The sequence below is a fragment of the Rhodobacteraceae bacterium M385 genome, from assembly GCA_025141835.1.
Classification (GTDB): Bacteria; Pseudomonadota; Alphaproteobacteria; order Rhodobacterales; family Rhodobacteraceae; genus Gymnodinialimonas.
Genome location: CP081102.1, coordinates 3340759 through 3352826, shown reverse-complemented (window position 1 = coordinate 3352826; position 12068 = coordinate 3340759). Strand labels below are relative to the sequence as shown.

General features: G+C 60.6%; 13 protein-coding genes. 6 read left to right on the top strand and 7 right to left on the bottom strand.

Translation table 11 applies throughout. The annotated features are described in order from the left end of the window. Positions 1-101: 101 nt before the first annotated feature. Entirely contained in the window at positions 102-617 is a 516-nt protein-coding gene (locus K3728_16435; protein UWQ97632.1) for a hypothetical protein, read from the bottom strand. Between the two features lie 208 nt (positions 618-825). Between K3728_16435 and K3728_16430 the strand changes: the two genes are divergently transcribed. From K3728_16430 to K3728_16405, 6 genes are all read left to right on the top strand, one after another. Next, a complete protein-coding gene (locus tag K3728_16430) occupies positions 826-2196 on the top strand; it encodes an aspartate aminotransferase family protein (protein UWQ95250.1) in 1371 nt (456 codons plus the stop codon). A gap of 144 nt (positions 2197-2340) precedes the next feature. Beyond that, on the top strand, positions 2341-2976 hold the full coding sequence (locus tag K3728_16425) for a DUF4178 domain-containing protein (GenBank protein UWQ95249.1): 636 nt from the start codon (positions 2341-2343) through the stop codon (positions 2974-2976). Beyond that, positions 2973-4253, top strand: coding sequence for a DUF4178 domain-containing protein (locus K3728_16420; GenBank protein ID UWQ95248.1), 1281 nt, complete (start codon positions 2973-2975; stop codon positions 4251-4253). The genes K3728_16425 and K3728_16420 overlap by 4 nt, the downstream gene beginning before the upstream one ends. After that, entirely contained in the window at positions 4253-4432 is a 180-nt protein-coding gene (locus tag K3728_16415) for a hypothetical protein (protein UWQ95247.1), read from the top strand. Before K3728_16420 ends, K3728_16415 begins: the two co-directional genes overlap by 1 nt. A 30-nt stretch (positions 4433-4462) precedes the next feature. Beyond that, a complete protein-coding gene (locus tag K3728_16410) occupies positions 4463-4681 on the top strand; it encodes a DUF350 domain-containing protein (GenBank protein UWQ95246.1) in 219 nt (72 codons plus the stop codon). 41 nt (positions 4682-4722) lie between these two features. Next, positions 4723-6252 carry a polyamine aminopropyltransferase gene (locus K3728_16405; protein ID UWQ97596.1) on the top strand — a complete coding sequence of 510 codons (1530 nt, stop codon included), beginning with the start codon at positions 4723-4725 and terminating at the stop codon, positions 6250-6252. A 166-nt stretch (positions 6253-6418) separates the two neighbouring features. On the opposite strand, the gene K3728_16400 is transcribed toward K3728_16405, so the two are convergent. From K3728_16400 to K3728_16375, 6 genes are all read right to left on the bottom strand, one after another. Continuing rightward, entirely contained in the window at positions 6419-6562 is a 144-nt protein-coding gene (locus K3728_16400) for a hypothetical protein (GenBank protein ID UWQ95245.1), read from the bottom strand. 85 nt (positions 6563-6647) lie between these two features. Beyond that, a complete protein-coding gene (locus tag K3728_16395; GenBank protein UWQ95244.1) occupies positions 6648-7625 on the bottom strand; it encodes an ABC transporter permease in 978 nt (325 codons plus the stop codon). A 4-nt stretch (positions 7626-7629) separates the two neighbouring features. Further along, on the bottom strand, positions 7630-8265 hold the full coding sequence (locus K3728_16390; GenBank protein UWQ95243.1) for a LysE family translocator: 636 nt from the start codon (positions 8263-8265) through the stop codon (positions 7630-7632). Positions 8266-8269: 4 nt separating this feature from the next. Continuing rightward, entirely contained in the window at positions 8270-9349 is a 1080-nt protein-coding gene (locus K3728_16385; GenBank protein UWQ97595.1) for an ABC transporter permease, read from the bottom strand. A 64-nt stretch (positions 9350-9413) separates the two neighbouring features. Next, positions 9414-10964: an ABC transporter ATP-binding protein gene (locus K3728_16380; protein ID UWQ95242.1), complete on the bottom strand. Its 1551-nt coding sequence runs from the start codon at positions 10962-10964 to the stop codon at positions 9414-9416. 103 nt (positions 10965-11067) lie between these two features. Then, positions 11068-12063 (bottom strand): BMP family ABC transporter substrate-binding protein, encoded by a 996-nt coding sequence (locus tag K3728_16375; GenBank protein ID UWQ95241.1) that lies wholly within the window; start codon positions 12061-12063, stop codon positions 11068-11070. Between the last annotated feature and the right edge of the window lie 5 nt (positions 12064-12068).

Sequence of the window (12068 nt, the reverse complement as noted above, 5' to 3'; positions counted from 1 at the left end):
TTCCCCATATTGCGGGCTCTGCTGCAAGAGCCTCGGTTTTTTGGGGAGTGTGGGCGGGGCGTCGTGATGCGTCCCGCCCATTTGCGACACTTTAGGGAGCTCTACAAACTGCTGCTGCTGCTCTCGAAACGGCCGCGCAATTCGGCGGCAGTTTGGTTGCCTGCGGGAACTTCAATTCCGCGATCAATCATGATCTGCTCTTGCACCGCGACATAGTCGGCACGGGTCCGCGTTTCCTGAGAGAAAGCAGATTGCGTCGTGGCGTATTCATAATTGGCGGCATATTGGGTCTGAAGGGCGGCGTCGCTCAGAATGTTGGGGTCAGACCAGCCTGCATAGGTGCTTTCCGCCCAATTGCGGCCCTCGGAATCGGTGCCCCAAGAGGCGCCGTGTTGGTTGGCAAGATTGGCATAGCTCCCCCAGTCTACTCCCACCGATGCAGAGGTGAATTCAGCTTGAAGAGTCAATTCGTTGCTGATGTCGTACGAAAGATCCTCGATCCCTGTAGTGACGATGGCGGCTGATACAAAGCCCAAGCCTACCATTGCCGAGGTCAGAACGACCCAATCGACTGTGACAGCGCCGCTGTCGGATTTGATAAATGCCTTGAAATTCATACTGTCTGTCCCGTTTGGTGTTCTATGTTGCCCAATGGTTTGACGGCGAAATGTGGCGAGGATCAGCGCATTTGTGTGAATTTTTGTGTGAATTCACATCAAGGAATGTGACTTGCAAAAGGCCACAGGGTGCGCGTGAACTGCGCGTAGGTAAACGGCCCCCTGCGAGGGCGGGCCGTCAAACACTTTCAGCTTAAGGAGTGGCGCAATGCTGACGAACGACCAACTAAGCCAGTGGGATCAGGACCACTTCTTTCACCCTTCCACCGCGCTGGGTGCCCATGCGCGGGGTGAAGCGCAGGGGATGATCGTCAAGACGGCTGAGGGCTGTCACCTCGTAGACCGCGACGGTAACCGGATGCTGGACGCTTTCGCCGGGCTTTACTGTGTGAACATTGGTTATGGCCGCCAAGAAGTAGCTGAAGCCATCGCCGCCCAAGCGCGCGAGTTGGCCTATTATCATTCCTACGTGGGCAATGGCACAGAGGCCTCGGTCACGTTGGCCAAGATGGTGGCGGATCGCGCGCCTGAGGGATTGAACCGCGTGTTCTTTGGGCAAGGCGGATCTGACGCGAACGAGACCAACATCAAACTGGTTTGGTACTACAACAACATCCTTGGACGGCCCCAGAAAAAGAAAATCATCTCGCGCTGGCGGGGATATCACGGGTCGGGGTTGATGAGCGGTTCCCTGACGGGTCTTAGCCTGTTCCACAAGAAGTTTGACCTTCCGTTGGACACGGTGCGCCACACGACAGCGCCGTACTATTACCAACGCGAAGACGCCAATCAGTCCGAGGCCGATTTCGTCGCCATGTGCGTGGCGGACCTGGAGCAGATGATTGCAGATGAGGGCGCGGACACCATCGCAGCCTTCATCGCAGAGCCGGTGATTGGCACCGGTGGGATCGTGCCCCCGCCTGAGGGCTATTGGGCCGCAATCCAGAAGGTGCTGAAGCAGCACGACATCCTGTTGATCGCCGATGAGGTCATCACCGGCTTTGGGCGGATGGGCACCATGTTTGGGTCAACCCATTACGATATGGACCCTGATATCATCACCATCGCCAAGGGCCTTACCAGCGCCTACGCGCCGTTGTCGGGTTCCATCGTTCATGACCGCGTGTTCGAGGTTCTGGCCAGAGGCACCGATGAGAACGGGCCTTTGGGCCACGGCTGGACATATTCCGCCCACCCCATCGGCGCGGCGGCGGGGGTAGCCAACCTGAAGCTGCTCGACAGCCTAGGGCTGGTGCAGAACGCCGGCGAAGTCGGCCCCTACCTGACACAGCAGATGCGCAACGCGTTTGAGGGCCACGACCACGTGGGCGACATTCGCGGCGTGGGCATGATGACGGCGCTGGAGCTGGTCGCGGACCGAGACAGCCGCGCGGGGTTTGACCCGGCGGCCAAGGTGGTGCCGCAGATCTCGGCGGCGATGGCCAAGCGTGGGGTGATTGCGCGGGCGATGCCGCAGGCCGATATCGTGGGCTATTCCCCGCCCTTCTGCCTGACCCGCGAGGAAGCCGACACCATCGTCGGCGTCACCGTCGAGGCTGTGGCCGAGGTTTTGGGCTAGAGCGGCCCGGCGCACGGAGCGGCGCGCAGTGGTAAGGAAATCCAGCGGGGGAGGTGCGAATAGCGCTTCCCCCTTTACGCATTGGCATTGGTCCGACTAGTATCAACCCATTCATGATTAACCCGATTTCGGACCCACGCCTTTATGACTGACACGCACGTCACATGCCCCAATTGCGGCTACGGCCACGATAACCTCCGAAAATCGACGCGGATGTTTGATTGCCCCGCCTGTGGCACCACTTTGTTCCGAGAGAATGAGACGGTCGCGCCGGTCGGCAATAGCGGCGAAATGCACGACTATCCGATGTTGTTCGGGATCGGGGACACAGTCCACGCCGACGGCCAGAAATACGTCATCCAAGGCCATGCCCGCTACGATTACGGGCGCGGAACATGGGACGAGATGTACGGAGAAAACAGCAAGGGTGAGGGGGCCTGGATCTCGATTGATGAGGGCGACGTCGTCGTCCAATACCCCTACGACGGCAATGCTGGCCCACGCCGCAGCGACCCGCCCGCCGTGGGCACGAAATTCAGCTATTCCAGCAAAGACTACGTCGTCACCGAAGCGGATACCGCCAAATGCATCGCCGTGCGCGGCCAGTTTCCAGAGCTTATTCAGGTCGATGATGAACATTTCTTCGTCAACGCCTCGGGGACATCGGGGCAGCTTTTGTCCGGAGAGTTCTGGGAGGGCGGCCACCAGTGGTATGACGGCGCGTGGCTTGATCCGTTCACGTTGAAAGTGGATCGCCAAGACGGGAGTTCTGGCCCATGACAAACGCGGCGGGGCTGGGATCAGTCAATTGCACTTCTTGCGGGGCGGGCCTGTCCGTATTGGGCGGCGGCCGCGTTCTGTCCCACGTTTGCGGCTATTGCGGCGCGGTTCTGGACACGCAAGACGGCTACAAAGAAGTCGACAACATCGGCAAACGCAACCATCCCGACAGCCCCGTGCAGATCGGCCAGACCCTGACCCTGGAAGGGGTAGAGTTCACGGTGATCGGCACCCTCGGCATGGTGGAACGCTACGGCGGGCAGGTCTGGAAATGGGTGGAGCATCAGATATTCTCGCCCACCCACGGCTATTTGTGGCTGAATGTCGATCAGGGTCAGCTGACCTATTCGCGCAAGGTGCGTGACTACAACATGGGCCATTGGTTGAGCGCTTCAACGGTAGAGCGGTCAGAAGTGCCGCCAACGCGCATCTATAACGGTGAGAAGTACCGCTACTTTGATATGTCCGTGGCCGAAATCGACTTCATGGAAGGCGAATTCAACTGGGTGCCCAAACTGGGCGACAAGAATACGGTCATCAACCTGCTTGGTCCTGACGCGATGCTGACGCTGGTCAAATCCCCGACCGAGCGTGAGGTCGAATTGACCCGCCTTCTGCCCCGCGCCGAAACCGCCAAAGACCTTGGGTTTGAGGAATCCGCCCTTGGCGCGGTGGGCGATGTGCATCCGCTCACGCCCTATACGCCGCTGCCCGAGGAAGGGCTTTTGCGCAAGGTTCTGGGGCTTGTAGCCGTTGCGGCCGCCGTACTTGGCTTGGTGTTCATGTTCTCGGGCGGTCGCGAGATCCTGGAGACGCCGTACAACGAAGTCACCACCCTGCCGCAGTCGTTCGAATTCCAGATCGACAACACCTCGCAGTTGGCGCAGGTGCAGTTCTTGAGCACGTTCAACAACCAATGGGCGACCCTGGGCACCGAAATTCGCGGCCCCGACGGAGAAGTTGTTTTGGCGGGTGAACGCACGATTTCCTATTACTCTGGCCGCTCCGGCGGAGAGAGCTGGTCCGAGGGTAGCCGCCGCAACACCTTCCGTTTCCGCCCGTCGCAGGCAGGCACCTACACGGCCTCGCTGGCGCAGACCCAGGGATCGAACCCGGAGTTGGGAACCGTGGCGCTGCGCGTGTCACAGGGTAAGCCAACAGGCTTCTGGCTGTTTGGCCTTGCGATCATCGCGGGCATCGGGTGGCTGATCGTCACCGGACGCCGGGCAATGCACACGAAACGCCGGTTCGCCGGCTCTGACTGGAATGACGACTGATGGCCCCAATTCGTCTTATCATCATCGGCGGCGCTGTTATCGCGCTTCTTGGGGCCAGCTACCTTAGCTATTATGGCGTGGGCCGCGAAAGCCGCGACCTTACCGCCAGCGCACCTTCGGTGCGATCAGGATCAACAGGTTCGGGCGGCGGCTTTTTCGCCTTCGGTCGGATCAAGTAAACACCATTTTGCAACAGGAGCCTCTGCGCCATGTTTGACCAAATCATCTTCGCCGAGTTCATTTCGATGATCTTCTACAGTGTCGTCGGCATGCTGCTGATGTTTGTCGCTTATAAGATCATCGAATTCTTGTCGCCCTTTCCGATCGTGAAAGAGATCGAGGAAGACCAGAACACCTCGCTCGCCATCCTGATCGGGTCGGTGTTCGTGGCGATGGCGATCATCATCGCGGCCGTTATTCTTTCGTGAGCGAGACCACAGGGGGGCAGGCCGAGCCGGACAACGGCGGGCTGACCCCGAAGGTTGCATGGCTGCTGGCAGCTACGTTTATCGTGGCCGTCGCGGGCCTGATCTATGAGCTGATCGCAGCCACGATATCCAGCTATCTGCTGGGGGATTCGATCCGCCAATTCTCCTTCGTTATCGGCGTATTCCTGAGTGCCATGGGCGTGGGAGCCTGGGCGTCGCGCTTTGTGGGCGACGCATTGGCGGCGTTCGTGCGGGCTCAGATCGCCTTGGGGGCCATCGGCGGCGCGTTGGGGCCAGTGCTTTTTTTCAGCTACGCGATCTATGGCTCGGTCGGGTTGCCTCTCTATGGAGGGTTGGTGGCCATAGGGGTGCTGTCGGGGATGGAAATCCCCCTGATCAGCCGAGTGATGAAAGAGATCGGCGCGGCGGAATTCCGGTTCGAGAACGTCCTGACCGCCGACTACATTGGCGCATTGGCTGCGTCCTTGGCGTTCCCCCTGCTGATCGTGCCGAACCTGCCGCTGATGAGCGCGTCGCTTGCCTTCGGCATCCTCAACCTACTGGTCGCAGGTTTCTCTCTCTACCTGTTCTCGGACCGCTTGGCGCGGGGCTTGTGGTGGGCATGGGGCGCGCTCCTCCTCGCTTCGCTCCTCGCATTTGGGATGAGCGAACGGATGGTGTCCGCCGTCGACGCGCGGCTGTTCCAGGACGAGGTCATCTTCTCGGAAACCACCGCGTACCAAAGCATCGTGATTACCCGGTTTGACGAGCGCTATCGCTTGTTTCTGGATCATTCGATCCAATTCGATAGCCTTGATGAGCATCGCTACCACGAGGCGCTGGTGCACCCGGCGATGGGGCTTGTGGCGGACGCTCGGCGGGTGCTGGTTCTGGGCGGAGGCGACGGCATGGCGGTCCGAGAGGTGCTGCGCCACGAAGGGGTGGAACACGTGACGTTGGTGGATCTGGATCCCCGCGTGACGGAACTATTCGCGACGAACCCCGATCTGGTATCGCTGAACGAAGGAGCGCTGACTGATCCGCGGGTCGAGATCGTGAACGCGGACGCTTGGGTCTGGGCTGCAGAGGCGGAAGGCACCTTTGATGTCATTATCGCCGACCTGCCGGACCCCAAGAGCATCGCGCTGAGCAAGCTCTATTCCATCGAGTTCTACGCCATGCTGGCGGAGCGCTTATCGAGCCACGGCTTGCTAGTGACGCAAGCTGGATCGCCCACCTTCGCGACCGAAGCGTTCTGGATCACGGAAGCCACCCTAGCGGCCACACGTAACCCAATCGCGCCAGGAGAGACCCTAGAGACGGTGGCGTATCAGACCTACCTTCCGAGTTTCGGTAATTGGGGTTTCGTGATGGCAGGTCAAACGCTCCCCGCCACAGACCGCTCACCCGAACTGCCGGAAGGGCTGCGGTATCTGACCGCGGCGGTGTGGCAAGCGGCGCAGGCTTTCGGCGTGGATCAAGCGCGACCGGAAGACGTGCCGGTTAATACGATCCAAGGACATCCACTGGTGGCCGCCTATCAACGCGGCTGGGAATTCTGGTTCCGTTAACCGACCCGCCAGACGGCGAAGGGAGAAGGGGGCCAGCCCCCTATGCGCATCCAAGGGATGCGCATACCCCCGGAGGTGTATTTGCCAAGATGAAGGGAGCAGCGGGTGCTGTGTTTCTATCTCACGGCAACGCATTTCTTTAGGGCGGGTCAACTCAATGTTAACCTTAACGAGCCAGAGTGGCGATGCGCCGATAGCTGGAGAGTGAAGCGGCGTCCAAGGTGAAGCCTCGGACCTCGGACATGCCGGTAGCCAATCCGGTAGAGCCGGGGCCGGGGTGGAGCTTGGTGCAGCGCGCAAAGTCAGGCACGCCTCCCTCCTTCATCTTGGCAAATACAACTCAATCCCAAAATCAGCCGCGGGCGCTACAGCTATTATGAAGCGCCCTGCGCGAACTAGCGTTCTTTGACGTAGGGCTCCCCCCCCGCACGGGGCGGGATGGCGCGGCCGACGAAGCCTGCGAGGATCACGACCGTAAGGATGTAGGGTAGCGCCTGCATGAATTGAACCGGCACGGTGATCGAGAAGATCTCGATATTCTGGAACCGGTTGCCAACGGCATCGAGGAGACCAAACAGCAAGCAGGCGTATAGGGCGTACCAAGGGCGCCATTTGGCGAAGATCAGGGCGGCGAGGGCGATGAAGCCGCGGCCAGCGCTCATCTCTTTCACGAAGCCTGCGGATAGGCCTGTTGCCAGATAGGCCCCAGCCAAGCCGCACAGTACGCCGCAGATCACGACGGCTGCATAGCGCAGGGCGACCACGGAGATGCCTGCCGTATCCACTGCGCCCGGGTTTTCGCCCACAGCACGCAGGCGCAGTCCGAACCGGGTCCGATAGAGAACCCACCAAGAAAGGGGCACGATAAGCAGCGAGATGTAGACCAAGATTGAATGGCCGGAGATCAGCTCGGAGTAGATTTGCCCCAAAGGCCCCAACTCGGCGATGTCACGGATGCGCGATGCGGCGCCCGGTAGAACGACCTCGTTGAAACGGGAGGCCCCGGTCAGAGGTGGTGTGCGTCCGCCTTGGGAAAACCAGGTTTGCGCGATTACCACGGTAAGCCCGCTGGCGAGGAAGTTTAGCGCCACACCAGAGATCAGTTGGTTTCCCCGGAAGGTGATCGACGCCAGCCCGTGCAGGAGAGAGAGGGCAATGGACGCCAAAATCCCCGCCCCTAGGCCGATCCAAACATTGCCCGTTGTGAAGGCAATCGCTGCCGAGAAAAACGCGGCCGCCAGCATCTTGCCTTCCAGCCCGATATCGAAAATCCCGGCCCGTTCGGAAAACAGCCCGGCGAGGCAGGCCAGCAGAAGCGGTGTCGCAAGGCGCACCGTGCTGTCGAGCAATTGCAGGATGGTCATGAAATCCATGGGCTCAGCTCCGAGTAGTCGCAAGTTTGAAGGCGGCGAAGGTGAAGAACGCGCCCAAGGCGCCCTCGATATAGCGGCGAGTGTGGTGGTAGGCGCGGCGCACAGGCGTTGCTGACAGCGCCAGCGCCCAAGCGGCATGGCAGGCGAAGGAAATCACCCACATGGACGCCATGAAAAGGCCGACGACCCAGAGGGGCGCATTTGCCGTGGCCCCGACGCCCGCGATGGCCAGCCAAAAGGCGATGGCTTTTGGGTTGGTGATTTGCAGCAGGTAGCCCTTGGCAAACAGGGCAGGCGCACTTTGGCGTTTCACCTCGATTGCCGCGATTTTCGGCGGGTGGAGCGCCTTTTTGAATGCACCGTAGGCCAGATAGAGCAGATAGGCCGACCCCAAAACCCGTAGCACCATCATCGCCCAAGCGGCTTGGCTCAGGATCAGGCCGACGCCCATAATCGTCAGCAGGTTGATCGTGGCCGACCCCGTTGCAATACCTGCACAGGCGATCAGCCCGGCGCTGCGCCCTTGCCCCACGGATATGCCCATCAGCATCGCCACAGCCGGCCCCGGAGAAGAGGCGCCGACAAGCAAGATGCCATAGGCAATGGCGAAGGCAGGCAGAAAGGGGAGGAGCGTTTCCATCGTGTCAGCCCCCGCGCCGCATTGCGCGGAAGAGTTTCTCCATCGGCATCCGAACCATATTGTCCAACGCGCCGGTGAACAGGATCACGAGGGCTTGGATTACCAGGATCATCTCTCGGCTGACGGCGGGCATCTCGAACGCCAGCTCAGCACCGCCTTGGTAGAGCATCCCAAACAGCAGCGCCGCAAGGCAAATACCGATCGGGTGAGAGCGGCCCATGAGCGCCACGGCAATCCCCACAAAGCCCGCGCCGCCGACGAAATCCAAGCGTAACTGCTCACTTTCGCCCTGCACGGCATTGACCGCCATAAGCCCCGCCAAACCGCCCGAAATCAGCATCGCGATCATGGTGATCTTGACTGGGTTGATCCCGGCATAGACGGCAGCGGTTTCCGAATGGCCAAAGGCGCGGATCTCGTACCCCAATTTCGTGCGCCAGATCAGCAGCCAGACCGCCACAGCGGCAAGCAATGCCAGAAAGAAGCTGACGTTCAGGGGGGTAGAGGCACGGAAGCCCAGAAAGCCTGCGAATTCCCCTGCATTGGGCAGGTGGGTGGCCTCGGGGAAGCGAATGCTGGCTGTTTCTGCCGAGCCGGGGATCGTGAAGATGTTGTTGAGCACATAGATCATCAGCGAGGCGGCAATGAAGTTGAACATGATCGTTGTAATCACGATATGGCTGCCGCGTTTGGCTTGCAGATAGGCCGGGATTGCGGCCCATGCCGCACCACAAAGGGCGGTCAGTATAACAGTGCCCAAGAGCGCGAGCGACCAATGGGGCCAAGGGATCAGCAAGCAGGCAACCGCCGCACCGATGCCTGCCACATAGGCCTGACCTTCGCCGCCGATGTTGAACAGGCGGGCATGGAAGGCCACGGCCACCGACAGGCCGGTGAACATGAAGTTTGTGGCATAGAACAGCGTGTAGCCCCAGCCATAGGCCGAGCCGAACGCGCCGTTAATCATGATCGACATGGCGCGAAACGGGTTCTCGCCGATCAGGGCCACAACGGCACCGGACACGATCAGCGCGAGGATGATCGAGATCAGCGGGATCAGCGTCACATCCGCCCACATGGGCATCCCGCCCGAGGTGGTCTTGCCAGAGCCGAAGAACATACGCTCGATAAAGGTGGTTTCGGCCATGTTACGCAGCCCCCTTGCTGTCGTTCACACCGGCCATCAACAGGCCGAGATCACCTTCGTTGGTTTCATCGGGCAGACGCTCGCCGCTGATCTCGCCGTCAAACATCACGGCGATACGGTCGCTGAGCCCGAGGATTTCATCCAGTTCAACGCTCACCAACAGCACGGCCTTGCCCGCGTCGCGCAGGGCGATGATCTGCTTGTGAATGAACTCGATCGCGCCGATATCAACGCCACGCGTGGGTTGGCCGACCAGCAGCAATTCGGGCTGTCGGTCCATCTCGCGGGCGACCACGATCTTTTGCTGGTTCCCGCCGGAAAAGTTCCGCGCCGGAAGCCGGGGGTTGGGGGGGCGCACGTCGTAACGCTCCATCTTCTCGGCGCAATCGGCTTTGATCGCCGCGTTGTTCATCAGCATCCCGGATTGGTACTTCGGGTCATGGTGGTAGCCAAAGGCCGCGTTTTCCCATGCCTCATAGGGCATGATCAGCCCTTCGACCTGACGATCTTCCGGCACATGGCCGATGCCACGGGCGCGGCGGCTTTGACCGTTGCTGTAGCGGCCTGTGATGTCGATCGGTTCGCCGTGCAGCGTGATCTCGCCCGAGGTCGCGGGGATCATGCCGCCAAGCACTTCCAGCAGTTCGGACTGGCCGTTGCCCGCCACGCCTGCGATGCCCAAGATCTCTCCGGCGCGGATCTGGAACGAGATGCTTTTGACCCGCTCCACCCCGGTTGCGTCCACCACGCGCAGGTTCTTCACGTCCAGCACCACGTCGCCCAAAGACGGCGCGGCTTTGTCCACCTCTAGCAGCACTTTGCGGCCAACCATCAGTTCCGCCAATCCAGCGGGAGAGGTCTCGGCGGTCTTCACCGTTGCCGTCATCTCGCCCCGGCGCATGACCGACACGGTGTCGGTGACATCCATGATCTCGCGCAGCTTGTGGGTGATGAGGATGATCGTCTTGCCCTCTTCCTTCAGACGCCCAAGGATGCGGAACAGCTGGTCCGCTTCGGCCGGGGTCAGCACGCCTGTGGGTTCATCGAGGATCAGGATTTCGGCCTGACGATACAGCTGCTTGAGGATTTCGACCCGCTGTTGGTGGCCAACGCTCAGGTCTTCGACAATCGCATCCGGGTCCACGTCCAGCCCGTATTCCGTGGCCAGTTCCGTCAGGATGCGCCGCGCCTTGCGCAGGGAAGGCTGCAACATTGCGCCATCCTCGGCACCAAGCACCACGTTTTCCACGACGCTAAAATTCTCGACCAGTTTAAAGTGCTGGTGCACCATCCCGATACCGGCGCGAATGGCGGCCTGGCTGTCGGGGATATGGGTATGTTGGCCGTTGATCCAGATCTCGCCCGCATCGGCTTTGTAGAAGCCGTAAAGGATCGACATCAGCGTTGATTTGCCCGCGCCGTTTTCCCCGACGATCCCGTGGATCGTGCCCTTGGCCACTGAAATAGAGATGTCTTTGTTCGCTTGAACAGGTCCAAAGGCCTTGGAAATGCCTTTGAGTTCAATAGCCGGAGAGGGGGCAGGTGCCGTCATGCGCGCGGTCCTTGGCAAGAAAGGAGACGGGCCGCGTCCTGATGGGGCGCGGCCCGAAATGGTGCAGAAAGGCCGGGCCGCAAAGGGCCCGACAATCCGGTGGTTACTGCATCTCGACGGGGCAGGTGCCGTCGTCGGTGTAGTTGTGAACCGAGATTTCGCCCGCGATGATCTGCGCACGTGCCGCGTCAACGGCTGCGATCATCTCTTCTGTGACCAACTCTGCGTTGAACTCGTCCATCGAGTAGCCGACGCCGTCTTCGGCAAGGCCGTAAACGAAGATACCGGGCTCGATGGTTTCGGCGGTGAAGCTGTCATAGACGGCCACGTCCACGCGCTTGACCATGGAGGTCAGGACCGAACCGGGGTGCAGGTAGTTCTGGTTGGCGTCAACGCCGATGGACAGGATGCCTTCGTCCGTCGCGGTTTGCAGAACACCCAAGCCGGTGCCGCCTGCGGCTGCGAACACAACGTCAGAACCTTGGCCGATCTGGCCGCGGGTCAGCTCACCACCACGTACCGGGTCGTTCCAAGCGGCAGGCGTTGTGCCTGTCATGTTGGCGATAACCGTCGCATCGGGGTTAGCTGCAACCGCACCTTGGGCATAGCCACAAGCGAAGCGAGAGATCAGCGGGATGTCCATGCCGCCCACGAACGAAACCGTGCCGGTTTCAGACGCCATACCGGCCATCATGCCCACAAGGTACGAACCTTCATGCTCGGAGAAGATGATCGACTGGACGTTTGGCGCGTCAACAACACCGTCGATGATGACGAAGGTGGTGTCAGGGTAATCAGGTGCCACAACTTCCAGCGCAGAGGCTTGGCTGAAGCCCGCCATCACGATGGGGTTGGAGCCTGCCTCGGCCAGACGGCGCATGGCTTGCTCACGCTGAGCGTCGTTCTGAAGCTCGATCTCACGGTAGGTGCCGCCGGTTTCCTCGGCCCAACGCTCGGCACCGTTGAAGGCGCTTTCGTTGAACGAGCGGTCAAACTTGCCGCCAAGGTCAAAGATGATCGCAGGGCCGTCGGCCAGAACGCCAGTGGCGGTAATGGCAAGCGTGGCGCAAGCGCCGAGCAGGGTTTTCATCATGGTCATAGGGT